General features: G+C 63.6%; 30 protein-coding genes and 1 pseudogene. 17 read left to right on the forward strand and 14 right to left on the reverse strand.

Going from position 1 to position 23958, the window contains the following annotated elements; genetic code table 11:
- Positions 1–33: 33 nt before the first annotated feature.
- Together V1289_RS03730 and V1289_RS03735 are read left to right on the forward strand one after the other, a co-directional pair.
- Positions 34–1239, forward strand: coding sequence for a GNAT family N-acetyltransferase (locus V1289_RS03730; protein WP_334395682.1), 1206 nt, complete (start codon positions 34–36; stop codon positions 1237–1239).
- Entirely contained in the window at positions 1236–2180 is a 945-nt protein-coding gene (locus tag V1289_RS03735; protein ID WP_334395683.1) for a JmjC domain-containing protein, read from the forward strand. Before V1289_RS03730 ends, V1289_RS03735 begins: the two co-directional genes overlap by 4 nt.
- Positions 2181–2184: 4 nt before the next feature.
- On the opposite strand, the gene V1289_RS03740 is transcribed toward V1289_RS03735, so the two are convergent.
- The 3 genes from V1289_RS03740 to V1289_RS03750 all read right to left on the reverse strand — a co-directional run bounded on the left by V1289_RS03740 (position 2185) and on the right by V1289_RS03750 (position 4517).
- On the reverse strand, positions 2185–2823 hold the full coding sequence (locus V1289_RS03740; protein ID WP_334395684.1) for an NIPSNAP family protein: 639 nt from the start codon (positions 2821–2823) through the stop codon (positions 2185–2187).
- 129 nt (positions 2824–2952) lie between these two features.
- The gene (locus V1289_RS03745; protein WP_334395685.1) at positions 2953–3618 is read right to left on the reverse strand and encodes a DsbA family oxidoreductase; all 666 of its coding nucleotides are present in this window, start codon (positions 3616–3618) and stop codon (positions 2953–2955) included.
- A 77-nt stretch (positions 3619–3695) separates the two neighbouring features.
- Positions 3696–4517: a helix-turn-helix domain-containing protein gene (locus V1289_RS03750; protein WP_334395686.1), complete on the reverse strand. Its 822-nt coding sequence runs from the start codon at positions 4515–4517 to the stop codon at positions 3696–3698.
- Between the two features lie 101 nt (positions 4518–4618).
- Between V1289_RS03750 and V1289_RS03755 the strand changes: the two genes are divergently transcribed.
- Positions 4619–4837 carry a hypothetical protein gene (locus V1289_RS03755; RefSeq protein ID WP_334395687.1) on the forward strand — a complete coding sequence of 73 codons (219 nt, stop codon included), beginning with the start codon at positions 4619–4621 and terminating at the stop codon, positions 4835–4837.
- 34 nt (positions 4838–4871) lie between these two features.
- Positions 4872–5270 carry a hypothetical protein gene (locus V1289_RS03760; RefSeq protein ID WP_334395688.1) on the forward strand — a complete coding sequence of 133 codons (399 nt, stop codon included), beginning with the start codon at positions 4872–4874 and terminating at the stop codon, positions 5268–5270.
- Between the two features lie 117 nt (positions 5271–5387).
- On the opposite strand, the gene V1289_RS03765 is transcribed toward V1289_RS03760, so the two are convergent.
- Both V1289_RS03765 and V1289_RS03770 read right to left on the reverse strand, forming a co-directional pair.
- Positions 5388–5522: a hypothetical protein gene (locus V1289_RS03765; RefSeq protein WP_309178072.1), complete on the reverse strand. Its 135-nt coding sequence runs from the start codon at positions 5520–5522 to the stop codon at positions 5388–5390.
- Positions 5519–5980 (reverse strand): group III truncated hemoglobin, encoded by a 462-nt coding sequence (locus V1289_RS03770; protein WP_334395689.1) that lies wholly within the window; start codon positions 5978–5980, stop codon positions 5519–5521. Before V1289_RS03770 ends, V1289_RS03765 begins: the two co-directional genes overlap by 4 nt.
- Before the next feature lie 84 nt (positions 5981–6064).
- Here V1289_RS03770 and V1289_RS03775 point away from each other — a divergent pair, with 84 nt between their 5' ends.
- Together V1289_RS03775 and V1289_RS03780 are read left to right on the forward strand one after the other, a co-directional pair.
- Positions 6065–6499, forward strand: coding sequence for an RrF2 family transcriptional regulator (locus tag V1289_RS03775; protein ID WP_334395690.1), 435 nt, complete (start codon positions 6065–6067; stop codon positions 6497–6499).
- A complete protein-coding gene (locus tag V1289_RS03780) occupies positions 6496–6786 on the forward strand; it encodes a DUF6522 family protein (RefSeq protein WP_334395691.1) in 291 nt (96 codons plus the stop codon). The genes V1289_RS03775 and V1289_RS03780 overlap by 4 nt, the downstream gene beginning before the upstream one ends.
- A 211-nt stretch (positions 6787–6997) precedes the next feature.
- On the opposite strand, the gene V1289_RS03785 is transcribed toward V1289_RS03780, so the two are convergent.
- Positions 6998–7681, reverse strand: a complete 684-nt coding sequence (locus V1289_RS03785; protein WP_334395692.1) for an SET domain-containing protein — start codon at positions 7679–7681, stop codon at positions 6998–7000.
- Between the two features lie 232 nt (positions 7682–7913).
- On the opposite strand from V1289_RS03785, the pseudogene V1289_RS03790 reads away from it, so the two are divergent.
- A pseudogene (locus tag V1289_RS03790) lies at positions 7914–8473 on the forward strand (hypothetical protein).
- A gap of 16 nt (positions 8474–8489) precedes the next feature.
- On the opposite strand, the gene V1289_RS03795 reads toward V1289_RS03790, so the two are convergent.
- Entirely contained in the window at positions 8490–9221 is a 732-nt protein-coding gene (locus V1289_RS03795) for a TetR/AcrR family transcriptional regulator (RefSeq protein WP_334395693.1), read from the reverse strand.
- 113 nt (positions 9222–9334) lie between these two features.
- Between V1289_RS03795 and V1289_RS03800 the strand changes: the two genes are divergently transcribed.
- The 5 genes from V1289_RS03800 (at position 9335) to V1289_RS03820 (ending at position 12988) form a co-directional block, all read left to right on the forward strand.
- Positions 9335–10741: a carotenoid oxygenase family protein gene (locus V1289_RS03800; protein ID WP_334395694.1), complete on the forward strand. Its 1407-nt coding sequence runs from the start codon at positions 9335–9337 to the stop codon at positions 10739–10741.
- 107 nt (positions 10742–10848) lie between these two features.
- A complete protein-coding gene (locus V1289_RS03805; RefSeq protein WP_334395695.1) occupies positions 10849–11292 on the forward strand; it encodes an MAPEG family protein in 444 nt (147 codons plus the stop codon).
- Between the two features lie 125 nt (positions 11293–11417).
- Positions 11418–11993 (forward strand): hypothetical protein, encoded by a 576-nt coding sequence (locus V1289_RS03810; protein ID WP_334395696.1) that lies wholly within the window; start codon positions 11418–11420, stop codon positions 11991–11993.
- Positions 11994–12032: 39 nt separating this feature from the next.
- Positions 12033–12581 carry an inner membrane-spanning protein YciB gene (locus tag V1289_RS03815; RefSeq protein WP_334395697.1) on the forward strand — a complete coding sequence of 183 codons (549 nt, stop codon included), beginning with the start codon at positions 12033–12035 and terminating at the stop codon, positions 12579–12581.
- 110 nt (positions 12582–12691) lie between these two features.
- Positions 12692–12988 carry a hypothetical protein gene (locus V1289_RS03820; RefSeq protein WP_074274917.1) on the forward strand — a complete coding sequence of 99 codons (297 nt, stop codon included), beginning with the start codon at positions 12692–12694 and terminating at the stop codon, positions 12986–12988.
- Between the two features lie 136 nt (positions 12989–13124).
- Here the strand turns inward: V1289_RS03820 and V1289_RS03825 are convergent, their stop codons facing one another.
- From V1289_RS03825 to V1289_RS03835, 3 genes are all read right to left on the reverse strand, one after another.
- Positions 13125–14777 carry a fumarate hydratase gene (locus V1289_RS03825; RefSeq protein WP_334395698.1) on the reverse strand — a complete coding sequence of 551 codons (1653 nt, stop codon included), beginning with the start codon at positions 14775–14777 and terminating at the stop codon, positions 13125–13127.
- A 118-nt stretch (positions 14778–14895) separates the two neighbouring features.
- Positions 14896–15138, reverse strand: a complete 243-nt coding sequence (locus V1289_RS03830; protein WP_334395699.1) for a hypothetical protein — start codon at positions 15136–15138, stop codon at positions 14896–14898.
- Positions 15119–15394, reverse strand: coding sequence for a BrnT family toxin (locus V1289_RS03835; RefSeq protein WP_334407257.1), 276 nt, complete (start codon positions 15392–15394; stop codon positions 15119–15121). Before V1289_RS03835 ends, V1289_RS03830 begins: the two co-directional genes overlap by 20 nt.
- 166 nt (positions 15395–15560) lie before the next feature.
- Here V1289_RS03835 and V1289_RS03840 point away from each other — a divergent pair, with 166 nt between their 5' ends.
- The 5 genes from V1289_RS03840 to V1289_RS03860 all read left to right on the forward strand — a co-directional run bounded on the left by V1289_RS03840 (position 15561) and on the right by V1289_RS03860 (position 18157).
- The gene (locus tag V1289_RS03840) at positions 15561–15872 is read left to right on the forward strand and encodes a Kazal-type serine protease inhibitor family protein (protein ID WP_334395700.1); all 312 of its coding nucleotides are present in this window, start codon (positions 15561–15563) and stop codon (positions 15870–15872) included.
- Between the two features lie 210 nt (positions 15873–16082).
- Entirely contained in the window at positions 16083–16526 is a 444-nt protein-coding gene (locus V1289_RS03845) for a hypothetical protein (protein ID WP_309185076.1), read from the forward strand.
- Positions 16527–16699: 173 nt separating this feature from the next.
- Positions 16700–16882, forward strand: coding sequence for a hypothetical protein (locus tag V1289_RS03850; RefSeq protein ID WP_334395701.1), 183 nt, complete (start codon positions 16700–16702; stop codon positions 16880–16882).
- 217 nt (positions 16883–17099) lie between these two features.
- Positions 17100–17774, forward strand: coding sequence for a methyltransferase family protein (locus V1289_RS03855; RefSeq protein ID WP_334395702.1), 675 nt, complete (start codon positions 17100–17102; stop codon positions 17772–17774).
- Positions 17775–17797: 23 nt separating this feature from the next.
- Complete coding sequence (locus V1289_RS03860) at positions 17798–18157, forward strand: GFA family protein (protein ID WP_309178088.1); 360 nt, start codon at positions 17798–17800, stop codon at positions 18155–18157.
- Positions 18158–18298: 141 nt separating this feature from the next.
- On the opposite strand, the gene V1289_RS03865 is transcribed toward V1289_RS03860, so the two are convergent.
- From V1289_RS03865 to cckA, 4 genes are all read right to left on the reverse strand, one after another.
- On the reverse strand, positions 18299–19003 hold the full coding sequence (locus V1289_RS03865) for a glutathione S-transferase (RefSeq protein WP_334395703.1): 705 nt from the start codon (positions 19001–19003) through the stop codon (positions 18299–18301).
- 154 nt (positions 19004–19157) lie between these two features.
- Positions 19158–19793 carry a lectin gene (locus V1289_RS03870; RefSeq protein WP_309185078.1) on the reverse strand — a complete coding sequence of 212 codons (636 nt, stop codon included), beginning with the start codon at positions 19791–19793 and terminating at the stop codon, positions 19158–19160.
- A 215-nt stretch (positions 19794–20008) separates the two neighbouring features.
- On the reverse strand, positions 20009–20998 hold the full coding sequence (locus tag V1289_RS03875; RefSeq protein WP_334395704.1) for a TIM44-like domain-containing protein: 990 nt from the start codon (positions 20996–20998) through the stop codon (positions 20009–20011).
- A 305-nt stretch (positions 20999–21303) separates the two neighbouring features.
- Positions 21304–23865, reverse strand: coding sequence for a cell cycle histidine kinase CckA (gene cckA, locus V1289_RS03880; RefSeq protein ID WP_334395705.1), 2562 nt, complete (start codon positions 23863–23865; stop codon positions 21304–21306).
- Positions 23866–23958: the final 93 nt, after the last annotated feature.

Below are 23958 nucleotides of genomic sequence, written 5' to 3' on the forward strand. Positions count from 1 at the left end.
AAGCGAGCGAAACGCGAACGGGGAAGCGGGGAAGTGGCCGAGATTACCGAACAAACGGTGGTCCGTCGTGCATCGGGCAGGGATGCCGGCACGCGTACGCGCACAGCGAAGGCTGTCGGCGCGCTGGCGCCGCTCGCCGATATCTCTCCTGCCCATTGGCGCGCGCTGACCGGGCGCGCCATCGAGCCGAATAGCTATTATCTGCCCGACTGGGAATTGGCGGTGAGCGTTTCCGCGCGCGGCCGGATCGGCGCTTCCGCCCTGAACGCATGGAGCGACACAGCAGAATTGATCGGCCTGATGCCGGTCATTCCGATGCGCCGCGCCTACAACATTCCGCTGCCCGCCCTTGTCAGCGCCGACCCCTATGGCACGCTTTGCACGCCGCTGCTCGATCGCGATATGGCCGACGACGCGGTCTGGCGGCTGCTGCAGCAGGCCCGGCAGGCCGGTCACCACGCACTGATCCTGCGCGACGTGGCGCTCGATGGCGCCGCGATGAAGGCCTTTGCCGAGGCATTGCGGCGCGAGGGCCTGCGCCCGCGCGTGCTGCAGTCCCATCTCCGCGCCTGTCTGGACGCGACGCGCGACGCGGAAGAATTGCTTCGCGAGGCACTCGGCGCCAAGAAGCTGAAGGAACTGCGCCGCCAGCGCAACCGCCTCGCCGAACATGGCGCGGTCCATTTCGACGTCGCGCGCACCCAGGCGGAGGTAGCCACCGCGCTCGAAACGTTTCTTGCGCTGGAAGCCAGCGGCTGGAAGGCCAAGCGCGGTACCGCGCTCGGACAGGATTTTGGCGATGCGGCCTTTATCCGCCGCGCGACCGCAGGCCTGGCCGCGACCGGCCAGTGCGAGATCGTCAGCCTGCGAGCCGGCGATACGCCGGTGGCGGCGGGGATCGTGCTGCGGCATCGGGACCGCGCATTTTATTTCAAGCTCGGCGTCGACGAGCGTTTTGCGAAATTTTCGCCGGGCGTGCAATTGACGCTGGAGTTGACCACGCATCTGTGCGCCGATCCCGCCGTCGCATCAGCCGATTCCACCGCGAGCCCCGATCATCCCATGATCAATCCGATCTGGCGCGGACGGCTGGCGATCGGCGACGTGCTGATCCCGCTGCGACGGCACGATCCTGTCGTCGCATTGATCCATGCCGCCTTGGCGTTGCGCCAATCGATCCGCGAGCCCGTGCGCCGCGCCGTTCAATTCATCAGGAAACGTCAGGAGAAATCCTCATGAATAGCGTCACCGCTGTCGCGCCGGTGATTACGGCGGCAAACGATGCGCTGCGGCGCGACTTTCCGTCAAAACCGTTCGCGATCCGCCACAAGCTTGTCGGCCATCGCTTGCTGACGCTGCCGCGCATTGCCGCGCTCGCCGCCGAACTGCCGCGCGACCTGATCGAATATAATTCCGGCAAGGTCGCGATCAGCCAGGACCCGGACGCCATCCCTTCTGTCGATCTCGACCCGGTCGAAGTCGTGAAAAGCATCGAGACCGCGGGCGCCTGGATGGTGCTCAAGCGCGTCGAGAATTCGCCGGAATACCGCAAGCTGCTGGAAGACACCCTGCTCTCGGTGGCGCGGGCGCGCGGCTTCAACTCGCTGCTCGATGCCGGTTTTGAGCAGGTCGAGGGCTTTTTGTTCGTATCCTCGCCGAATTCAACCACGCCGTTCCATCTCGACAGCGAAGACAATTTCTTCGTGCATATCCATGGCGAAAAATTCTTCACGATTGTGGACAATACCGACCGCTCGATCGTTTCTGACGACGAGATCGAGCACTCGATGACCAAGCATCGCAATCTGAAATACGACGAAAGCTTTGCGCCGCGCGGCAAGGAGTTTCATCTGTTCGAGGGCGACGGCTGCTACGTTCCGTATCAGTGGCCGCACTGGGTCCGCACCGCAGGCTTCTATTCGATCTCGATGGCGATCACCTGGAAGACGCGCGAGGTGCGCCGTCTCAACGATCTGCATTTCTTCAACTCGATGCTGCGCGGCATCGGCCTGCCGCAACAGCCGCCGGGCAAACAGCCGGTGCGCGATGCGCTCAAGCTTGCGTTCTATCGTGCGGTCACGACGGCGATCCGGCCCTTGCGCGCCTCAATGGCGATGCGCCGCACACTGCGGCGCATCGCACTCGGCAAGCGCGCGAATTATTATCTGAAGGGGGCGTGAAGCCTCACTTCAACGGCGAGTGCGGCGCGGGCAGCATGATGGTCGAGTGCATCTCTTCCAGCAGCGGCGGGCCCTTGGTCAGGAAGTCCTGCCAGGCCGGATCCTTCATGGCGTTGCCGCGCGCTTCGGCGCGCGCGTTGAGGTCGGGATAGGCCCAGATGTGCAGGACCTCATTGGGCTGTCCGGCCTCGGTCTGCCAGAGGCCGACGATCTTTGAATATTTTTCGCGCGCGGGCAGCACGGCGGTAAACGCATCGAGCCACTGCTTGGCGGCACCCGCGGGCCTGGCGCGATAGTTGCGCATCTCGTAGATGTTGCCGGTCGTCGCGGGGGCAACCGGCGCCCTCACCGCATTGAGCAGGCGGACGTCCTGACGCAGCAGCAGCGGGCGGATCAGCGGCAAATACTCACCGCCCCAGCGCGGGTTTTTGGCGAGTTCGGCGCGCAATTTCGCGCGCTCCTCGAAATCGCGGAAACTCCACATGTGCAGGACCTGGTTGAGCGGACCGATCTCGGTCGACCAGTAACCTTCCAGCTTGCCGAAATTATCGCCGCGGATATCGCGCGACACCGTGCTCGCCGCCTTGACCACGTCGCCGATCGTGCCGGGCTTTACGGTGTAGGTTCTCAACTCATAGATCATGATGTTTCCCCCAGGTTTTCTTGTTGCTGATGATTTCGTTCTATGGCCGGGCCATCGACGACGCGACCTGCGACAGCGAGATTCCGGGTTCGCGCTATTGCGCGCCCCGGAATGACGGCCTTTCGGTCGTCATTCCGCCGCCTGCGCGTTGATTTCGCCCGACACCTGCCGGATCGCACGCGCCAACTGGTCGGCCGGTTGGGCGCCCGACACCGCGTATTTCTGCGCGAACACAAAAGTCGGCACGCCGGAGATGCCCTTGTCAGACGCTTCCTGCGCCTGGCCGGAGATCAGCGCCACGTCCTTATCGGTGGCGAGGCGCTTGCGGATGTCGTCGGCATCGAGCCCGACATCGACCGCGGCCTGCACCAGCACATTCACGTCGGTGAGATCGCCGCCGTCGCGAAAGTACAATTCCATCAGCCGCTGCTTCATCTCGGCGGATTTGCCCTGCGCTTCCGCCCAGTGGATCAGGCGGTGGCAATCGATGGTGTTGGGCTGGCGCTTCACCAGATCAGGCCGGTACGTCAGGCCCTCTTCGCCCGCGGCGGTGACGACGCGGCCGGCGATGTTCTTGTAGGCTTCGACCGAGCCGAATTTGGCGGTGAGATAATCGTCGCGGCTGATGCCCTCGCGCGGCACCCAGGAATTGAGGAAGAACGGCCGCCAGCGCACCTCGACCGGGACATCCGGCACCAGCGCCAGCGCGTTCTCGATCCGGCGCTTGCCGATATAGCACCAGGGGCAGACCACGTCGGAAACGATATCGATCTTAAGCGGCTTCAGGGTGCTCATCGGACGGTCCCTCGCTGGAAAGGACCCAGAGATAAGCCCCGATCCGGGCCCGGACAAGGCGCTATTTGAGCAAGGCCCTATTTGAGATTTGCCGCCATCTCCCGCATCCGCCGGGCGGTCAGATCGTCCGCCGGGAAAAAGGTCTCCAGCGCCAGTTCCGACAGCGTGACATCGACCGGGGTGCCGAAGATCATCGTGGTCGAGATAAAGCTCAGCACCTCGCCGTCGAGCCGCATCTTGAACGGGATCGCGACATTGTCGGGCGAGAGCGGGCCCGAGCGCGCCGGCATCAGATAGGCCTTGAGCTCGTGATAAAGTTTGATGAGTTCGGGATCGGCGGTCGCCTCGCACTGGCGGTGCAACCGTTCCAGCAGATGGCTGCTCCATTCGGCGAGGTTGACCGTGCGCGGCGCCAGCGCCTCGGGATGAAAGGCGAGTCGCAGGATATTGAAGGGCTGCCCGAGCAGTCGCTGCGGAATGCCCTCCAAGAGCGGTGCCACCATCCGGTTGGCGGTCACCAGGTTCCAGTGTCGGTCATAGGCCAGCGCCGGATTGGGCTCGTGCGCCTTCAGCACCAGATCGATCGCCTGGCGCGCCGATTTCAGCGCGGGATCGTCGAGCGAGCGCTGCGGAAACGCCGGCGCGAAGCCAGCGGCGACCAGTAGCACATTGCGTTCGCGCAAGGGCACCTCCAGGCGTTCGGCCAACCGCAAGACCATGTCGCGGGATGGCGCCGCGCGGCCGGTTTCGACGAAACTGAGATGACGCGCCGAAATCTCGGCGTCGCCGGCGAGGTCGAGTTGGCTGAGATGGCGGCGCTGCCGCCATTCGCGCAAATGGTCGCCGATATGGACCGGCTGGGTTCGTTCGGCTCGCGCCGCGGATGCATGTGCGTTCATGCCCGAAAACCTATCACGCGATTGTCAGCCGTTCCATTACGTCCGAGGTAATCGAATTTGGGCGCGGGCCGGATCATCTTGTCAGGCACAGGAGATGACCCATGCTGATGCTTTCCCTCGTTCGCACCCTCGCCGTCCTGATCCCGTGGATGCTCCATCTGACAACCTGGGCGCTGGCGCGGTCGTTCAACATGCCCGAACCGGTGGTGCACGACACCGGCGCCTTCGTGTTCGCGCAGGTGCAGACGATCGAGAACAGGGTCGGCAAGGCGCTGTGCCCGATGCGGCACCTGCGCCGGCTCCTCGCCTGGCTCCGCTGACCCCTCCCAACCGCAACCGATAAGGAGACTTGTCATGATCAACCCATCCCGGTTCCTGCGCCGCGCCCTGCTGGCTGACGCCATCTTCAGCGGCGTATCCGCCGTAGGGCTCACGCTTGGCGCCGACACCTTTGCGTCCTTGCTCAACCTGCCCCAGGCGCTGTTGCAGGAGACCGGCCTGTTCCTGATCGCTTATACGATCCTGGTGGGCTGGCTCGGTACGCGGCCATCGGTGCCGAAGGCGCTGGTGATGCTCGTGGTCGCCGGCAACGCGGCATGGACACTCACCAGCATCGCGCTGTTGTTCTCCGGCGCGGTGTCGCCGAACCTGCTTGGCGAGATCGTCGTGGTGGCGCAGGCGATCGCAACCGGCGTGTTCGCCGAGCTGCAATATATCGGCCTGCGCCGGAGCGGCGGCGCGGTGGCGGCTTAAGCGACCTATTGGGAAACGATAGTCCGAAATCGTCATTGCGAGCGAAGCGAAGCAATCCATCTCACCACGCAAAGAAAGAATGGATTGCTTCGTCGCTTTGCTCCTCGCAATGACGCCTCAACTCAGGAGCACAGCCGCGATCATCCCGACCAGCGTCAGAACGAGCCCTGCGACCAGCATCGGCAGCAGGCTGCTGCCGGAATACGGATTCGCCGATACCGGGTCAGTCACGACATGCGCCCGGTCGATCATTGCACGGCTCCCGTTTCGTTACGCTTGAATCGTTCGCCCGGCCTGAGCATGACGCCCTGGCCGCCGGCGATGCCGAGTTCGAGGCTCGCGGCAATCCGCCGCGCAAGTTCGACAAAATGCGTCGCGGCCGCCGGCGGGCAGATCTCCCGGGCCGTCTCCTCGAACAGTTTTAGCCAGCGGTCGAAATGGGCGGCATCGACCGGCAGCGGCACATGCTTGACCATCGGGGTGCCGTGATAGCGGCCCGACATCAGCGCCACCGACGACCAGAACGCGCACATCTGCTTAAGATGCGGCTCCCAATCCCGGATTCGGGCGTCAAATATTGGCGTCAGTACCGCGTCCGTTCTGACCTTGGCGTAGAAGCCGTGCACCAGGCGCTCGATCATGGCCTCGGTGATGCCGGTCCTCTCAGTGATCTCGGCCGTGATCTTTTCGCGCCGTTCCGCCCCCGTCATGGCAGGTCTCCTTAAATAGGTATTTCAAATACCTATTTAGACGGGTATAGATGATCCACAAAGTCTTATTTTCGAGGGGCTCCCATGCGCCTGACGTCGTTTACGGATTTTGCGCTGCGCGCCCTGATGCGGCTGGCGGGCGAGCCGGCGCGCTCGTTCGCGACCAACGAAATCGCCGCCGAGTTCGGCATCTCCCGCAATCACCTGGCCAAGGTGGTGCGCGACCTCGCCGACGGCGGATTCATCGCGACCCATCGCGGCGCCGGCGGCGGCTTCACGCTGGCGCGGCCGCCGGCGTCGATCACGCTCGGCGAAGTCGTGCGCGCACTCGAAGGCGAAGCGCTGGTCGAATGTTTTCGCGAGGATGGCGGCGGTTGCGTGCTGACGCCGCGCTGCCGTCTCAAGGCAAAGCTCGCCGCCGCGCGCGAAGCCTTTATGCGCGAGCTTGACTCCACGACGCTGGCGGAATGCGCCTATCCCGCGCGATCCAAACCCAGCCCTGCCCGAGGTGCTGCATGAAACCGGTCGAATTCCGCGACGGCGACCTTGAGATCGACGCGTCCGTGATCGCCGAGGGCCTCGGCATCGCTTTGCCGGTTCTCAGGCAACAGATGCAAGCCGGCAAGATCACGAGCCTGTCCGAGCGCGGGGTCGATGCGGATCTCGGCCGGCATCGCCTGACGTTCTTTTGGGAACACCGGCGCTTTCGCGTCGTCGTCGACGACAGCGGCGCGATTCTGCAACGCTCGGCGCTCGATTTTGGCGATGCGCCGCTGCCGGACTCGACGCGGAGGCCTGGGGGATGAATTCTCCCACGGACGCCATCCTGAGGAGCTTGCCACCGGGTCCGCGCGAAGCGCGGCCCGATGATAGACTCCGCAAGCGTCTCGAAGGATGGACGCAACACACGGACTCGCGGCCATCCTTCGAGACGCGCGGCGAAGACGCCGCTCCTCAGGTTGAGGTCCGAGATAGCTTCACCGCCTCTCAGGATAACGGGTGCGCTGATTGGATGCTCTAGGCCTGAAGGGCCGGCTCAGGCGCGGGAGCCCGCGGCCTCACGGCGAGCGGCTTCCTTGCCGTCACCTTGCGCCGACCGTTGCCGTTCAGGTGCTTGCCGTTGAGGTGTTTGCCGTTCGCCTTGACGCCATTCATCTTGACGCCGTTGGCACTGGCGCCGTTCTTCTTTGCAACCTTCGCCGCCAGCTTTTCCGCCTGCTTCAGCGCCTTGCGCTCCGCCTTGGCCTTCAGGCGCAATTTCTCGGCCCGCGCCTCGGCGCGCTTCTTCTTGCGCTTTTTCTCGCAGGCCGCGCATTTGCAGCCGATCGGCTTCAGATAGGCTTTGAAATAATCGGTGCCGTAATCGTAGTTGATCTCTTCGCCCGGTTCGATGTTCTTGATGGCGCGGATGAAGACCTTGCGCTTGCGCGGTTTGACGTCGGATTCCGCGTTCGGCTTGCAGGCGTGGTTGATGTAGCGGGCGACGTTCTTGCGCACCGAGCCGTCGATGGTCCAGCGGTTGTTGAGCTCGAACAGATATTTGTTCTCGATCGCGTCGTCTTTTTTCTTCTTCGAATCCAACAGCGGCCCAAAATAGCGAATGATTTTGGTACCCTTCTTGATCGGTTTGGTGGCGAAGAGGCCAAGCCCGGTGGGGGAACGGCCGACGCGGTAGGGTTTATTCGTGGGTATGGCAGGCATGGCGATTGAGTAACTGACACGCTGGTGAGGGCGAAAGGGATCGCGAAGCCGCCCTTCTAGGACGATTCCGCGCCCGTGTCAGGTGTTTCGCGCCTCCGGCTTGAACCTTCCCCAGATTGCACACGTCTGATCGGTCGAGGTTCCCGTCGAAGTTTCCTTTGGCGATAAGGTTTTTGGGATGAAACGCGTCCCCTGTTTGCAGGTCGCATCCGGATTGGCCGCCGCGGCGCTGATGTTCGCCGTTTCACCGGCAAACGCCCAAACATTCGGCAGCAGCTACAGCTCTACCGCCCCAGGAATTGCCGCATGATCGGCAAGCCCAGCGAACTCGACGGCAGCACCATGCGCCTTTGCCCGGGCAAAGCAGACTTGGTGGTGCGGATTGCCGAAGACGATCTGCGCGAAACCGTCTCGGTCGGCCGCAGTGGCGCCGCGGCGGCCAGGGAGCCCGCAGCCCAGGTCTGGTTTCACCCGTTCAATTCGAGCAGCCATACCGTCGAATGGCGGAGTGCTGACGGCAAGCCGTTCGCGATCATCCAGCGCTGGTACCTCGCCGACAATGGCGACCCCGACAAGAGCGGGCGGCCGACTGACAAACCGATGCTGGCGGTGACGCGGCTGCCGCCCGGCGAAGTCTGTCACGTCGCCTATGTCGACGCGCAGGCCAACCCCAACGCCAATGACCTCGCCCGCAAGGCTGCGGACGAACTCGCCCGCGATTTCAAGTGCAGCAAGGACGAGGTGAAGGTGATCGGCGATAGCGGCGTCGCCGTGGGGCTGGCGAAACGCTAGGCCTTGGGTCGCGCCGTTACGGCCGCGGCGGGCGGCCTCCCGTCGACCGCACCATGGCATCCAGCAACATTTCCGCAGATGTGCCCTCGGGCGCCCGGTCCAGAATTTTGGAGAGGCGTCCCTCGAGCAGCAGCATGGTAAAACCATGCACCAGCGACCAGGCGCGCGCGATGGCGGCAGCCTGGTCCAGCGACAGCGATTCCTCGGAAATCTGCTCCTGCCGGCTGGCACCGACGCCGCGGGCCAGCCCTGCGAACGAGGCTTCGGAGGCCTCGTGCAGCGATGGGCGCGAATAATCGAGCCGTTCGCTGCGGAACATCAGCCCGTACATGCCGGGATGCGCCTGCGCATAGGCGACATAGGCCTTGGCGCTCGCCATCCCCCTCTCGGGCGGCGTGGTCGCGGAAGCGCGCGCAGCCGCCATCGCCGCGCCGAATTGCCGGAAGCCGATCGCGGCGAGTTCGCTGAGCAACCCGGTGAGATCGCCGAAATGATGGGTGGGTGCGGCGTGCGACACCCCGGCCTCGCGCGCCACCGCGCGCAGCGTCAGCCCCGGTAAGCCGTCGCGCTCGAGCACGCGCTCGGCCGCCTTCAGCAAGGCCTCGTGCAGGTCGCCATGGTGATAGGGGGTTTCGCCGGACGATTTGCGCCGCCGGCTGGCGGGCCTTTCGGTTGCAGCCTTCGCCAGCCTGCGGGCTCGCGCCGTCGCCGGGCGGCTCGCTCTGCTTTCTCTGGATAATCTTGCCATGCGAATCCTTATATGACGCCATTTTGACACTGTAAAGATTTTGCTTGACGGCACGCGGGGCACCCTGTACTCACATCTTTACGATGTAAAGATATAAACGGAGGGAGCGCGAGATGCTTGACCATGTGACATCTAATGCGGCGCGGACCAATCTGGCGCCGATCCCTTTTGAGTGCGACGCGCCGTTTCTGAAGGTGACCGGCGAGCTGCCGCGCGAGCTCAACGGCACATTCTATCGCAACGGCCCCAACCCGCAATTCGACGCGCCGGGCGCGCACTGGTTCGTCGGCGACGGCATGCTGCACGCCTTCCGTCTCGAAAACGGCCGCGCCAGCTATCGCAATCGCTGGGTCCGCACCCCCAAATGGCAGGCCGAGCATGACGCCGGCCGCGCGCTGTTCGGCGGCTTCGGCGGCCGAAAACTACCGGATGCACCGGCCACTTCGTGTACCGACAGCGGCGTCGCCAATACCAACATCATCTTTCACGCCGGCCGACTGCTGGCGCTGGAAGAAGGCCATCCGCCGACCGAGATCGAGCCGGATACGCTGAACCGGATCGGCTATTGCGACTACAAGGGCGCCATCTCCGGTCCCTTCACCGCGCATCCCAAGATCGATCCCGTCACCGGCGAAATGGTGTTCTTCGGCTACAACGCCGCGGGGCCGCTGACCCCTGCCCTCTCCTTCGGATCGGTCAACGCGTCCGGCGTGGTGACGCGGTTCGATCGCTTCGAGGCGCCCTATGCCAGCATGGTGCACGACTTCATCGTCACCGAACATCACCTGCTGTTTCCGATATTGCCGATCACCGGCAGCATGGATCGCGCAATGCGCGGCAAGCCGCCTTATGCCTGGGAGCCGGACAAGGGCGCCTATGTCGGCGTCATGAAGCGCAGCGGTTCGGCGAAAGACATCGTCTGGTTCCGCGCCGAAAGCTGCTACGTCTTCCATGTCATGAACGCCTGGGAAGAAGGCGACCGTATCGTCGCCGACGTCATGCAGTTCGAGGAAGCGCCGCTGTTCACCCATCCCGACGGCTCGCCGACGGATCCTGCGAAATCCCGCGCCCGCCACTGCCGCTGGACCTTCGATCTTTCCGGGAATACCGACCGCTTCACGCAGACCTATCTCGACGACCTGACCGGCGAATTCCCGCGCATCGACGATCGCCGCGCCGGCTTGAAGAGCAACCACGGCTGGTACGCCTGCGCCAATCCGGATCTGCCGATGTTCGGCGCGCTGTCCGGCATCGTCCATGTCGACGGCAAGGGCACGCGGCTCGGCAATTATCTGCTGCCCGCCGGCGACACGATTTCAGAGCCGGTGTTCGTCGAACGCGGCAGCGATGCCGCCGAAGGCGATGGCTGGCTGCTGGCCGCGGTCTGGCGCGCGCGGGAAAACCGCAGCGATCTGGCGGTGTTCAATGCTAGCGATGTCGAAGCCGGCCCGGTGGCGCTGGTGCATCTCGGCCATCGCGTGCCCGATGGTTTTCACGGCAACTGGGTGGGGGCGGAGTAAGGGCCTTGCCCAGTCATTCCGGGGCAGCCCGCAGGGCTGAACCCGGAATCTCGATGGCACAGTCTCTGGATTCCGGGTTCGATGCTGCGCATCGCCCCGGAATGACGATGTCAACCATCCGAGAAATCGCCATGCACCTGCCCTCGATCACGTCAACCTATCTCGCCGTTCTCGCGCTGCTCTATGCAGCCCTCACCGTGCAAGTGATCCGGCTGCGCCAAAGCAACCGTGCGAGTTTTGGCGACAGCGGCAGTCCGACGCTGCGCAGCGCGATCCGGGCGCATGCCAACTTTGCCGAATATGTTCCGATCATCGCGCTGATGGTCGCCATGATCGAAATGTCGGGCGCCTCGGCGCTGCGGGTACATTTGCTGATGGGCGCGCTAACGATCTCGCGGCTGCTGCATCCGCTTGGCATGTATGTCGCTCCCAACACCCTGCAATTTCGCATCTGCCGGGTCGGCGGCATGACGATCACGATCGGCCTGCTGCTCGCGTGCGCCCTCAAGATCTTGTCGCGGATTCTATTGGGTGGACTTACGCCAACTTAAGTAATTGTAATTCCATCATAATATTCGATCTTATCACAATTTAGACACTGTAAAGATTTCGCTTGACGATTCCTGCGTTCGCCCCTAGCGTATCTTTACGATGTAAAGATTGGAAAGAGGCTGCCATGACGATTTTCCTGATCCTTGCCCCCTACGGCGCCTATGCCCTGCTGGTGCTGGTGACCTCGGCCGCCGTGAGCCTGTTTGCCGCCGTTGCGGTCTGCCTTGGCGTGATCGCGCTCGACATCTTGCGCGGCCGCTCGGTCAAGATTCTCGGTGCCGGCTCCGTGGTGGTGTTCGCCGCGGTCGGCAGCTACGTCCTGATCGATCCCGCCATGAACTCATCGGCCGTGAAGTTCGCGGTCGATACCGGCATCTTCCTGGTATCGCTGCTGTCGATCGTGTTCCGCCGACCCTTCACGCTGCAATATGCGCGGGAGGTGGTCGACGCGGAGACCGCGCGGCTCCCCGGTTTCCTTCACGCAAACTATCTGATCACCTGGGCCTGGACCGGCGCTGCGCTGTTGATGATGATCGGCAACATCGCGCTGCTCTATGTCCCGGGCCTGCCGCTCTGGTCGGGATTGCTGATCACGTTTGCCGCCCGCAACAGCGCGGTCTATTTCACAAGATGGTATCCGCAATATCGCAAGGCCAAATACGGCGTGGCGCCCGTTGGCGCACTGCCCGGAACGCACTAAGCCCACGCACCAGCGACCCATCCAACAGAGAGCAGGACGATGAAGGACGTATTTGCAAGGCTGGCCACCGATTTTCTCTCTACCATCCTGTTCGTTGTGATCTACCTCGTCACCGACAACGTGCTGCTGGCGACCGGCGTCGCGATCGCAGGCGCCATCGCGCAGGTGATCTACGCCCGGGTCAAGGGCAAGGCGCTCGGCTTCATGACCTATGCCAGCCTGGCGCTGGTGATCGTGCTCGGCAGCGCGACGCTGCTCACCAACGATCCCCGTTTCGTGCTGGCAAAACCCGCGATCGGGCATTTTGCGATCGGCGCCATCATGCTCAAGCGCGGCTGGCTGCTGCGCTATCTGCCGCCGATCGTGACCGAGACCATTCCGGAATACGTCACACTGGCGGGCTTTGCGTGGGCGGCGCTGATGTTCGCGCTCGGCTGTGGCACCATCGCGGTGGCGCTGACCGGCGACATGAAGCTCTGGACATTCTATGTGACGGTTGTGCTGGTCGGCGCGAAGATTGCGGCCTTCGCCATCCAGTATGTTGCGTTCCGCATCCTGGTAACGAGCCGCCTGCGCGCCGCCACCTGATGGCCGCATTCACCACACCATAGGCTTGCGCAGCGAGATAGGTTATACCGCCGCCCGAGCTTGGAGCTCAGAACCATTCCGGTTTACTGGGAAATATTGGGGAGACAGCAATGGCAGTGGACGGCAACTGGAACATCGTGATGACCACGCCGATGGGCGAGCGCAAGGCGACGCTGACCCTGAAGAATTCCGGCGGCACGCTGACGGGCACCCAGGGCGCCGACGGCAATTCCGGCGAAATCTTCGACGGCACCGCGAGCGGCGACGACGTCGCCTGGAAGATCTCCATCACCAACCCGATGCCGCTGACGCTGGCCTTCACCGGCAAGGTGTCCGGCGACAGCATGTCCGGCGAAATGGGCATCGGCCCGATGGGCAGCTTCCCGTTCACGGGAACGCGGGCGTAAGGGCGCCGCTGTCGTCCCGGCCTTGAGCCGGGACCCATACGCCGCGGTCGTTGTTATTTGGCACGGTCGTCGACGACTTTCGCTCAGCAGCGACTGACGGTGGCTATGGGTCCCGGCTCGAGGCCGGGACGACAACCTACCCCAGATTCAATTCCTTGAAGAAATCATTGCCTTTGTCGTCGATGATGATGAAGGCCGGGAAATTCTCGACCTCGATGCGCCAGATCGCTTCCATGCCGAGTTCGGGATATTCCACCACCTCGACCTTCTTGATGCAGTGCTCGGCGAGGTTTGCCGCTGCCCCACCGATCGAGCCGAGATAGAAGCCGCCGTGCTTCTTGCAGGCCTCGCGCACCGTGACTGCGCGGTTGCCCTTGGCCACCATCACCATCGAGCCGCCCGCGGCCTGGAACTGGTCGACAAAAGAGTCCATCCGTCCCGCGGTGGTCGGGCCGAACGCACCGGAGGCGTAGCCATCCGGCGTCTTGGCGGGACCGGCGTAGTAGACCGGATGATTCCTAAAATAATCCGGCAGCGGCTCGCCTTTCTCCAGCCGCTCGCGCAGTTTGGCATGCGCGGAATCGCGGGCGACGATCATGGTCCCGCTCAAGGACAACCGGGTCTTGATCGGGTGTTTTGAAAGCGTCGCTAGAATATCCTTCATCGGCTGGTTGAGGTCGATCTTGACGACCTCGCCGCCGAGCGACTGTTCGACCGCGGGCAGATATTGCGCCGGATTATGCTCGAGCTCCTCGAGATAGACGCCGTCTTTGGTGATCTTGCCGAGCACCTGACGGTCCGCCGAACAGGACACGCCGAGCCCGATCGGCAAGGACGCGCCGTGGCGCGGCATCCGGATCACGCGGACGTCGTGGCAGAAATATTTGCCGCCGAACTGCGCGCCGACGCCGAGCGACTGCGTCATCTTCAGAATCTCTTGCTCCATCTCCAGATCGCGGAAGGCGTTGCCGTCCGCCGAGCCATGGGTCGGCAGCGCGTCGAGATAGCGTGCCGACGCCAGTTTTACTGTCTTCATGCAGAGTTCAGCGGACGTGCCGCCGATCACGATCGCCAGATGATAGGGCGGGCACGCCGCGGTGCCGAGGGTGAGCACCTTCTCCTTCAAAAACGCCAGCAGGCGATCTTTTGTCAGAACCGACGGCGTCGCCTGGAACAGAAAACTCTTGTTGGCCGAGCCGCCGCCCTTGGCCATGAACATGAACTTGTAGGCGTCATCGCCCTCGGCATAGATCTCGCACTGCGCGGGCATGTTGTTGGCGGTGTTCTTTTCCTCATACATCGACAGCGGCGCCACCTGCGAATAGCGCAGATTACGGCGCAGATAAGCGTCGCGCGCGCCTTCCGACAGCGCGGCCTCGTCGTCGCCATCGCTGATGACGTTACAGCCTTTCTTGCCCATGATGATCGCGGTGCCGGTGTCCTGGCACATCGGCAGCACGCCGCCGGCGGCGATGTTGGCGTTCTTCAGAAAATCGAAGGCGACGAACTTGTCGTTGTCGCTGGCCTCCTTGTCGTCGAGGATCGAGCGCAGCTGCTTCAGATGCCCGGGCCGGAGGTAATGATTGATGTCGCCGAACGCGGCCTCGGACAGTGCCCGCAGCGCCTCGCGCGACACCACCAGCATGTCCTTGCCGAGCACCTTCTCGACCCGCACGCCCTCGGTCGTGATCTTCTTGTAGGGCGTGGTATCCGCGCCAAGCGGGAACAGCGGCGTGTGCTTGTAGGGCGGGACGGGTTTTGGGTCGGGAAAGGCGGTGGGGGCGTTCATGGGGGGCTCGCAAGTTGAGGTTCCGGACGCGTCCACGGACGCCAGGCCGGCGATAGAGCCGTTCTAAGCATTTTTGGGAGAAAAGGAAGGTTCCGGATGCCTCAGCAGCAATGCTTCCTCACCCCTTCTCTTCCTGCTTTTCTGCATAGGCGTCCACCAGCGCGCGGATCATGCGCTGGTAGGGCACGCGGCGCTGGCGCGCGGCGCGTTTGAAGAACGCCACCGATCGCTGCGACAGGCTCAGCGTCACCTTCACGTTGTCCTCGCGCAGCACCAACCGGTCCGGAGATGGTAGAAAGTCCTCGACGATCCTGACCCGGCCGATCTCGCCCTTGCTGTATTTAACCGTTGGCTTTTTCATAGATCGCCTTTCCTTTCCGCCAGTAACCCGCCCCGAAAATCCTGATCTTCCGGTTTCGCCAGGTAAATCGCACCGCCATGACGGCGCCCTCGACCCGGCCAAAGCAAAAGTAACGCTGCTCCTCGCCGCCATGATCGAGGTCTTCGGCGATCACGCGCAACGGGTACAGAAACGCAAGCTGGGCGAGCTCAAACCCAATGCCATGCTTGGCCCGATTGGCCCTGTCCTTGGCAGCGTCCCATTCGAAATCGGGCATCGGCACGGAACCATCGTCTGGTATGTATAACCTACCATACTTTTGTATGGCAGAGAAGCCTCGGTCTTCCGGAGAGCCTGGCATACGCCCAGCCCGCCGGACATCCGTTGCGACCCAACATACATTATTGTAACCTAAAGTTGTTTACGCACCCAGGGAGGCAATCATGAGGACGCGGCTTTTCGTTTCGTTGGCACTGGCGTTGATGATCCTGGTCCCCTCCGGCGCCGGCGCGGTCGGTGTCGGCAAGCAATGCGGCGGCTTTCCCGGCATCCAGTGCAACCCCGGGCTGTTCTGCCAGCATCCGACCGGCGCGTGCTTCATCTTCGATATCGCCGGCACCTGCGCGCGCGTCCCACGATTCTGCCCCCAGATCTACCGCCCGGTCTGCGGCTGCAACGGCAAGACCTATCCCAACGATTGCGTGCGCCAGGCGGCCATGGTCTCCAAGGCGCATGACGGGAAATGCCTGTTCTAGGCCAGTCGATGCGATAGAAGCGCACGCTAGCTGAACTCCGGCGCCGGCATTCACCCGCGGATGCCCCGCCGTGACCGCCGAGCGCGGTCACGGCACGTATTGACGCGCTCGCGCGGACCTTGCATGAACCTTGCGTGCGCGTTTCAATGCCGCGGGGGTATTATGACAAAAACACTGCGCAACCGTTTCGTACCGGACGTTCGTTCGGCGATGTTCGCCGCCATTTTTGCCGTACTGGCCGTATTGACGATCTCTCCGGCCCGCGCCGATCCCTGCGACGATGCCGCAAAGCAACTCGCCGATCAGATCGACGGCCTCAAGGTCAACTTCAAGGCCGCCAATATCGTCTATCTGACGCACCCGGCGGCAAAAGAGCTGTCGCTCGGCTGCCGCGGCCAGGATTACTCCAACGAGCTCTACGCCAAGGGCGACCGCAAGCCGAAGCCCGCATTTTACGATCTGGTCGGCCGCGCGGCGGCGATCGTCTTCACGGTGCCGAAAGACGACACCACGACCGGCACCACGCGCTGCCTCAAGCGCATGGGCATCCTGCGCGGCGACAAGGTCAGCTTTCGCTATCGCCGGCTCAACATGGAATGCACGCGCACCAAGACCGACGCGTCGATCGCGGTCACGCGCGACAAGGACGAATAGGCCTGCAGCCAGCCACGCCGGAACGCCGAGTTCGATAAATTTGTAGTGAAATCGGAGCCTCCCGTTCACTGTTCGATGGGATCGGCGGCGATGCTGCGTGGTTGAAGCGCCGGATTCATAAATCGTTCGCTTCAACGCAGCCAAGGTCGGAGGCAACGAAAAGGATGTTTCCGATGACGATCGCAAGTATTGCCGCGCCGGTGCCGATCGCACCGCCGCAATCCAGCGCGCCCAATCCGCCCGACAAGACGCCTGACGCCAACGCCGCTGCGGCCGACGGCACGCGCCTGCCGCAGCCGACGGTGCTGGCCGCACTTCCGCCCGGACAGGGAACGCGGATCGACCAGCTGGTCTGAGCTGCAAAAGGCAATCTCCAAACGTCATACGCGGGCTCGACCCGCGTATCCATCTTTCTTCATGAGAAGTTTTTCGAAGCGGATGGATTGCCGGGAGCGCAGACAAGTTTACGCAGTCTGCGCAAGGCAGACTGCTATGCCCGGCAATGGCGGTAGTGAGTGCCGCAAGTTTGCCGAAAAAACGCGCGATCATGCTGATCCCTCAAGGAACACAAGCATGATCGCAAAGCTGCTGCTGCAGAACACGTTCGTTGTCGTCGCCATGGGCGTGCTGCTGTTTGCGACCGCGGGCACGCTGCACTGGCCGGCGGCGTGGGTGTATCTGGCGACCTCTGCGATACTCGGCCCCGCCTGCGGATTGTGGCTTGCGCGAACCGATCCGGGGCTGCTGGCCGAGCGCATGCGGCTGACAGCGCGCGACGAACAGCCCGCCGCCGACAAGAAATTCATGCTGGTATTCGTCATCGTGGCATTCCTGTGGTTCGTCGCGATGGGACTGGACCGGCGGATGCAGGCCTCCGACGTACCCGTGGCGCTGCGGGTGCTGGGGCTGGCGATGTACCTGCTCTCGACCGGCTTCATCATGTGGGTGTTCCGCGAAAACTCCTTTGCCGCCCCCGTGGTCAAGGTGCAGGCCGAGCGCCACCATCACGTGGTCTCGACCGGTCCATACGCGTTGGTGCGCCATCCCATGTACAGCGCCATCATGCTGTTTTTCGTCGGCGCGCCGCTGCTGCTGGGCTCCTGGTGGGGCGTGGCGATCGCACCCCTGTTCGCATTGCTGTTCGCCATTCGCGCCCGTATTGAGGAACGGACGCTGATCGCGGGGCTGCCGGGCTATGCTGACTACGCCGCGCGCGTGCGCTATCGTCTGGTACCGGGAATCTGGTGAGAGCGTCTGGCGAGGGGGAAACGATGCCCGACAGCAAGGTTTACACCGGCGGCTGCCATTGCGGCCAGGTGCGCTTCGAATGCACCACCGACATGGCGATGGTGACCGCCTGCAACTGCTCGATCTGCACCAAGAAGGGCCTGCATTTCACCTTCCTCCCACCGAAGAGCTTTCAGCTCCGCGCCGGTGAGGAAAATCTGCGCGAATATCTGTTCAACAAGCACGCGATCCGCCATCAGCTCTGCATCGATTGCGGCGTCGACGTGTTCGCGCGCGGCACCAAGCCCGACGGCACCGAAGTAGTGGCGCTGAACGTCAGCTGCATCGACGGCATCGAGCTTGCGAAGCTTGCGATGACGCCGATCGATGGCAGGAATCGTTAGTACCAAATCCAACGTTCGTCATTCCGGGGCGCGCGAAGCGCGAGCTATGATGTGCAATTGCACATCTGAGAATCCATAACCACGATCGTGAGTATGGATTCCGGGCCTGCGCCCAAGCGGGCGCATCCCGGAATGACGGAGCTAAATATCCAGCGCCTTGTACCTGCGAAAAATCCCGTCCTCGTTAAACGCAATCCGCCGGTCGCTCGCCAGATACGCCTTGATGTTCGGCCGCGCCACGACGCGGTCACGCAGGCCGATCAGGCCGGGTGTTTCCCGCTCGAAGGCCTTCATGCGCTTCGGAAAAGCGTAGCGCAGCCCTTCCACGATCTGGAACAATGAGAGATCGACATAGGTCAGGCGGCGGCCGGTGACGTAAGCGCCGCCATTGGCCTTTAGCAGGCGCTCGAAATAACCCAGATATTTCGGCACGCGTTCTTTCCAGAATTCCTCGGTGCGCTTCTTTGCAGCCGCGCGCTGGTCTTCGTAATACAGCGTGGGCCCGAGCGGGTGATGGGTGTCGTGAATCTCCGACACGAAATCGGTGATCGTGAGCTGCAGCTGATGCAGCCACAGCTTTCCCGGCTCCGCCTTCGGCGCCAGACCATGGCGCGCGCCGAGATAGAGCAGGATGTTGGCGGTCTGCCCGATCACGAGTTTGCCGGCCCTGAGGAACGGCGGCGCAAACGGCGGCAGGCCCTTGGCCTCCATCATCTTCATCATCGCACCCATGCCGTTGCCGCTGCGCGCGACATCGCTGTAGGCGGCACCAGCCTCTTCCAGCGCGAGCCGGACATATTCGCCGCGGCCCTGAATGCCCGGCCAGTAATAGAGCTGATAACGCATCGACGATCCCCTCGTGAATGTGAACATGACGGCTGGTCGCCAAGCTACATCCTGGGTGTCAACGCGCCAATCCACCGCCTTCCTGTGCGAATGTCAGATGCGCAACTGCGCATCATAGTTTCGATGCTTCGCATCGCCCCGGAATGACAGTCCGTCAATTCGCCGCGAAACAATACAGCAGGCCGTCGCCGCCGGTGCTCTTGAGGTCGGCCTGCGAACAGCCGCCGTCCGGCCCGCGCGAGGCATGCGAGGAGTTCCAGGATTTTGAGGCGTCGTCGTCGCGCAAGCCCAAGCGGTCGAAATGCCCGACCATGGCAGCGCCCTGCGTCGAACTCGTCCAGTTCTTGCAGGTGCGGTCGTCGCCCACCGCGAACGCGGTACCGTCGGGCTGCGATCCCGTCAGTACGTCGTGGCGGTTTGGCGTATCGCCGCGGCCGTTGATGACCTCGCCCTTCTCGGAGAGTGCGGTCTGCTTGGTGAGGTTGTTGCCGCCGGAGTGCAGCTCGGCGACATCCTTGGCGATCACGACGCCCCTGGAATTTTTCCACGGCCCCTTGCCGATGCGGTCGCGCGCGTTCACGGCAGGCGCACCGTCGGCCGCCTGGGTCGAGAGATAAGCGCGCCACGTCTTCGGGGCGCCAAAGCCCGCGGCCTGCGCCAGCGTCTGGCAGTGATTGTCGGCGCCCGCCAGGCCGCCGAGGTTGCCGCCGTTGCCGATGCCGTTGCTGGTCAGGAAGAAGCTGGTATCGGCCGACTGCGCCTGCGCCGGCTGCGCAGCGAGAGCGTACATGGCGGCGAGCGCGACGCAGGCAGCCGACAGGACCTTCGCGAAACGGTTCATCGAAATCCTCCCAAGTGTTTTTTTGGTTCGCAGGGATCAACCCGTCACGGGAGGTATTATTCCTGCTCATCGACGACGGAATGAAGAACGGAAAAACAAAAGGCGCCGCGGAATGAACCGCAGCGCCTTCAGATGTTCGCTTCAGATGTTCACTTGGGCAATAATCAGTTGGTCTGCTGGAGCGCCGAGAGTTCCCAGGTTGCGCCGCGCGGCCGCACGAAGGTCCAGACCTCGGTGATTTCGGACGGCGTTTCGCTACCCTCGACCAGACGGCCGGTGTTGCGATCCAGGGTCTTGTCGACCAGCGAGAACCGCATCGCCACGCTGGCGTAATCGGTATCGCCTTCGCGCCAGGCCTCCGCGAGATCGCCCTGCAGCAGCTTGACGTCGGAGGTCTTGTTGATGACGTTGCGGGCCTTGTTGGCCTGGATATCGTCGGTGAGATACTTGACCATCTCGGGCGTCGCCAGCGTATGCAGCTTGGCGACGTCCTCGTTCGACCACGCGGCCTGGATCTCGCCGAGCAATCGTTCGAAGGCCTCATAGTCCGCGGGCTGGATCTCGAGCGGCGCGCTGCTGCCCGACCCCAGTCCAAAGCCCATGGCCGAGCCGAAGCCGGATTGCGTACCGGGACCTACCGCAGGCCCGCCGGCATAGGCTGAAGCCGGTGTGTGACGGCGCTGCCACCACGACATCGCCATCCGCACCACGATGAAGATCAGGCCGATCTGCAGGAGCAGGCCGAAGATCGATGACAAGCCGCCGAGGCCGGAAAACATCCCGCCGCCGAACAGCATGCCGAGGAGGCCGGCGCCGAGGAAGCCCGCGGCGAGCCCGCCAAGCAGGCCTCGGCCCATTCCGCCGCGGTTGAAGAAGCCGCCGCCCGTGGTCGGCGCGCCCATGCCCGGGCTGCCGGGCTGGGTAAAGGTGCGGTTGAACGGTTGCGCCGTGCCCGGCGCCGTGGTCGTGCTCGGCGGCGCGGAAAACGTCCGCGATCCCCGGGAGCCCGAGCCAAATCCGCCGCCGACGCGGGCGTCGGCCGACGAGATCGCGATCACCAGCGGCACCGCCAGCGACAGTACGACGGCGATGGCCCGGACAATCCCGCGCGTGCGTTGCGAGAAATTCATGTCTGTTTCCTCAATCCCCGGCATGGGGAAGCGCCCTTAACATGGGCACAGTTGCCTAAAAGTGAAGCCGCAAACGGGAACCGCGGCTGCGGCCCTCGGTCGCGGGGACGTGACGATAAGGGGCTTGTCAGGGCGCAGGTGCACCCTATTGCGATCAGTCTGGCAGCTTTTCCCGGGCGCCGCGCAGCACCACAAGCGCGTTCACGCGCGTCTTCGACGCGCTATGGTGATGCGCTGCGGACCCCGGATCGTGGTGAGACGATTTGGGTCCCGGCTCTGCGTTGCACCGTCAAGACGCTGCAACGCGTCCGGGACACGGGGATGATGCCTCACGACGACGTCATGGTTTCCTTCACCTTCTCGACCAGCGCGCTCAGCGCGAACGGCTTTGCGAGGAAGGCGAACTGCTCGTTTTCCGGCAGGCTCTTTTCGAAGGCTTCTTCGGCATAGCCGGAGACGAAGATGATCTTGAGGTTGGGATTGCGCGTTCGCATCTCCCGCAGCAGCGTCGGGCCGTCCATTTCCGGCATCACCACGTCGGATACGACCAGATCGACCGCGCCTTGTTTTTCCTCCAGCGCTTCGATCGCCTCGATGCCGTTGGAGGCCTCGATCACGCTGTAGCCGCGCGAACGCAAGCCCCGCGCGTTCAGCGAGCGCAGGCCCTCCTCGTCCTCGACCAGCAGGATCGTGCCGTGCCCGGTCAAATCGGGTTTTGGCTTCGGCGGCTCGGCGCCAGCGTCCCTGGCGCCACTGATAGCTTGCGGCTCGGGTGCGGCCTCCAGCTCCTGGTGATAGCGCGGCAGGAAGATGCGGAACGAGGTGCCCTCGCCGGGCCTGGAGTCGACGTAGACAAAACCGCCGGTCTGCTTGACGATGCCGTAGACCGTCGACAGCCCAAGGCCGGTGCCCTTGCCGACCTCCTTGGTGGAGAAGAACGGCTCGAAAATCTTGTCGACGATGTCGGCGGGGATTCCGGTGCCGGTATCTGAAATGTCGATCCGCACATAATCCGCCGCCGGCATGCCCTTATAGGACAGCTGGGTCGCTTCGTCCGACGAGACATTGGCGGTCTTCACCGTCAGTTTGCCGCCGTCCGGCATCGCATCGCGGGCGTTGACCGCAAGATTGACGATCACCTGTTCGAACTGGGAGACGTCGACCTTCACCGGCCAGAGATCGCGGCCGTGCACGAGGTCGAGCTTGACCTTCTCGCCGATCAGCCGGCGCAGCAGCATGGTGAGGTCGCTGAGCGCGTCGCCGAGGTCGAGCACCTGCGGCCGCAGGGTCTGGCGGCGCGAGAACGCCAGCAGCTGCCGCACCAGCGTCGCCGCCCGCGTCGCGTTCTGCTTGATCTGCATGATGTCCTGGAACGACGGATCGGTCGGCTTGTGCGCGTTCAGCAGGAAATCGTTCGCCATCATGATGGCGGACAGCACATTGTTGAAGTCGTGCGCGATGCCGCCGGCGAGCTGGCCGACCATGTCCATCTTCTGCGACTGGTTGATCTGGTTCTCCAGCGTGCGCCGCTCGGTGGTCTCCAGCATGTAGACGATGGCGGCCTCGGCATCGCGCTCGTCTTTCTCGACGCCGGTGACGAAGAACTGCCCCCAGCGCTCCTTAGGCCCGTCGAGCATGGCCTCGACCGGCGCGATATCGCCCTGCCCTTCGGCGGCCTGATTGATCGCCGCGATCAAAAGGCTGCGGTCGCGGGCGTTCACCGCCCGGAAGATCGATTTGTTCGCCGCACCGTCCGCGCTCAGGCTTTGCGCCAGCTTGGCGAAGCGGGCATTGGCGCGCACCACCGTGCCGCCGCGATCCACGGTCGCGATCGCCATCGGGGTATGGTCGAAGAAGCGCATGAAGCGGACTTCGGCCGCGCGTTCCGGATCGGAATGCTCGTCGCGCGCGCGGTTGATCACCAGCGTGCGCGACGGGCCGGGCACGCCGTCCGCGCCGAACGCCAGCTTGTGATAGAGTCGCACCGGCATGGTCTTGCCGCCGCGCATGCGCAGGTCGATGTCGAACACTTCGGTTTTGACTTCGCCGGGCACCGCCGCGATCGAGGTCAATAGCGAGGCGCCGTCGCCGGAAACGATTTCGGTCAGCTTCAGGCCGCCCGATCCGATTTCGGCGAGGTCGTGGTCCAGCCAGTTCGCCAGCGTCGCGTTGACGTAACCGATCTCGCCGGAGGGATTGACCGAGAAGAAGCCGCAGGGTGCGTGATCGAGATACTCGATCGCGTGCTGCAGTTCCTTGAACACGTCTTCCTGACGTTCGCGGTCCCGCGTGATATCGGCGATCGACCACACCGCGTATTTCGCCTCGCGCTTGCTCTGGCCGAGCGGACGAACCCGCATCCGGAGCCAGCGGCCGTGGGCGCCGCCCTGGCCCGCGATACGTACTTCCTCCTGCTGCCGCTTGCCCTCGCGCGCGGCTTTCAACAGGCGGAACACCGCTTCCGACACGTCGGGATTGCCGATGAAGACGCGCTCGATGGGACGGACGTCCTGCGCGCTCGTGGCCCCCGTCAGCGCCAGATAGGCGGCGTTGGAATAGACCACGTGCCCCCGGGGATCGGTGACCGCCAGCCCGTCATAGGCATGATCGGCGATGTGGCCCATCACCGGGTCGTCGGCGGTACGGTCGGTGAAACGGATGATGCCGGCGGCGAACGCGAACAGATTGAACAGGCCGACCATCGCCAGCAGCGCCAGCACACCGAGGATATAGGGCTGGGCCTGGGCGCGGCCGATGGTCATCAGCGCGACCGCGACCGCCACGATCCCGGCGGCCACCAGCAGCACCAGCACGATGCTGCCGCCCCGCCGCGCCGGTTCATGGGCCAGGAACGGCTCGGGTGACGGATGGTTGTCAGTTTCGGCGGTCATTTGAAGCGACATTGCCCGTCGGCATGGAGATGGCGCGCCATCCCAACCGGCCGGCGCGTCGCTCTTGAGTGCCTGAATCGGACCCGCAAACGC

It is taken from the genome of Bradyrhizobium sp. AZCC 2289 (assembly GCF_036924615.1).
In the GTDB taxonomy this organism is placed as follows: Bacteria; Pseudomonadota; Alphaproteobacteria; order Rhizobiales; family Xanthobacteraceae; genus Bradyrhizobium.

Excerpts from the sequence above, each read along its gene's own strand:
- V1289_RS03735 (WP_334395683.1), top strand. The coding sequence starts at position 1,236 with ATGAATAGCGTCACCGCTGTCGCGCCGGTGATTACGGCGGCAAACGAT.
- V1289_RS03740 (WP_334395684.1), bottom strand. The coding sequence starts at position 2,823 with ATGATCTATGAGTTGAGAACCTACACCGTAAAGCCCGGCACGATCGGC.
- V1289_RS03745 (WP_334395685.1), bottom strand. The coding sequence starts at position 3,618 with ATGAGCACCCTGAAGCCGCTTAAGATCGATATCGTTTCCGACGTGGTC.
- V1289_RS03750 (WP_334395686.1), bottom strand. The coding sequence starts at position 4,517 with ATGAACGCACATGCATCCGCGGCGCGAGCCGAACGAACCCAGCCGGTC.
- V1289_RS03755 (WP_334395687.1), top strand. The coding sequence starts at position 4,619 with ATGCTGATGCTTTCCCTCGTTCGCACCCTCGCCGTCCTGATCCCGTGG.
- V1289_RS03760 (WP_334395688.1), top strand. The coding sequence starts at position 4,872 with ATGATCAACCCATCCCGGTTCCTGCGCCGCGCCCTGCTGGCTGACGCC.
- V1289_RS03765 (WP_309178072.1), bottom strand. The coding sequence starts at position 5,522 with ATGATCGACCGGGCGCATGTCGTGACTGACCCGGTATCGGCGAATCCG.
- V1289_RS03770 (WP_334395689.1), bottom strand. The coding sequence starts at position 5,980 with ATGACGGGGGCGGAACGGCGCGAAAAGATCACGGCCGAGATCACTGAG.
- V1289_RS03775 (WP_334395690.1), top strand. The coding sequence starts at position 6,065 with ATGCGCCTGACGTCGTTTACGGATTTTGCGCTGCGCGCCCTGATGCGG.
- V1289_RS03780 (WP_334395691.1), top strand. The coding sequence starts at position 6,496 with ATGAAACCGGTCGAATTCCGCGACGGCGACCTTGAGATCGACGCGTCC.
- V1289_RS03785 (WP_334395692.1), bottom strand. The coding sequence starts at position 7,681 with ATGCCTGCCATACCCACGAATAAACCCTACCGCGTCGGCCGTTCCCCC.
- V1289_RS03795 (WP_334395693.1), bottom strand. The coding sequence starts at position 9,221 with ATGGCAAGATTATCCAGAGAAAGCAGAGCGAGCCGCCCGGCGACGGCG.
- V1289_RS03800 (WP_334395694.1), top strand. The coding sequence starts at position 9,335 with ATGCTTGACCATGTGACATCTAATGCGGCGCGGACCAATCTGGCGCCG.
- V1289_RS03805 (WP_334395695.1), top strand. The coding sequence starts at position 10,849 with ATGTCAACCATCCGAGAAATCGCCATGCACCTGCCCTCGATCACGTCA.
- V1289_RS03810 (WP_334395696.1), top strand. The coding sequence starts at position 11,418 with ATGACGATTTTCCTGATCCTTGCCCCCTACGGCGCCTATGCCCTGCTG.
- V1289_RS03815 (WP_334395697.1), top strand. The coding sequence starts at position 12,033 with ATGAAGGACGTATTTGCAAGGCTGGCCACCGATTTTCTCTCTACCATC.
- V1289_RS03820 (WP_074274917.1), top strand. The coding sequence starts at position 12,692 with ATGGCAGTGGACGGCAACTGGAACATCGTGATGACCACGCCGATGGGC.
- V1289_RS03825 (WP_334395698.1), bottom strand. The coding sequence starts at position 14,777 with ATGAACGCCCCCACCGCCTTTCCCGACCCAAAACCCGTCCCGCCCTAC.
- V1289_RS03830 (WP_334395699.1), bottom strand. The coding sequence starts at position 15,138 with ATGAAAAAGCCAACGGTTAAATACAGCAAGGGCGAGATCGGCCGGGTC.
- V1289_RS03835 (WP_334407257.1), bottom strand. The coding sequence starts at position 15,394 with ATGCCCGATTTCGAATGGGACGCTGCCAAGGACAGGGCCAATCGGGCC.
- V1289_RS03840 (WP_334395700.1), top strand. The coding sequence starts at position 15,561 with ATGAGGACGCGGCTTTTCGTTTCGTTGGCACTGGCGTTGATGATCCTG.
- V1289_RS03845 (WP_309185076.1), top strand. The coding sequence starts at position 16,083 with ATGTTCGCCGCCATTTTTGCCGTACTGGCCGTATTGACGATCTCTCCG.
- V1289_RS03850 (WP_334395701.1), top strand. The coding sequence starts at position 16,700 with ATGACGATCGCAAGTATTGCCGCGCCGGTGCCGATCGCACCGCCGCAA.
- V1289_RS03855 (WP_334395702.1), top strand. The coding sequence starts at position 17,100 with ATGATCGCAAAGCTGCTGCTGCAGAACACGTTCGTTGTCGTCGCCATG.
- V1289_RS03860 (WP_309178088.1), top strand. The coding sequence starts at position 17,798 with ATGCCCGACAGCAAGGTTTACACCGGCGGCTGCCATTGCGGCCAGGTG.
- V1289_RS03865 (WP_334395703.1), bottom strand. The coding sequence starts at position 19,003 with ATGCGTTATCAGCTCTATTACTGGCCGGGCATTCAGGGCCGCGGCGAA.
- V1289_RS03870 (WP_309185078.1), bottom strand. The coding sequence starts at position 19,793 with ATGTACGCTCTCGCTGCGCAGCCGGCGCAGGCGCAGTCGGCCGATACC.
- V1289_RS03875 (WP_334395704.1), bottom strand. The coding sequence starts at position 20,998 with ATGCCGGGGATTGAGGAAACAGACATGAATTTCTCGCAACGCACGCGC.
- cckA (WP_334395705.1), bottom strand. The coding sequence starts at position 23,865 with ATGACCGCCGAAACTGACAACCATCCGTCACCCGAGCCGTTCCTGGCC.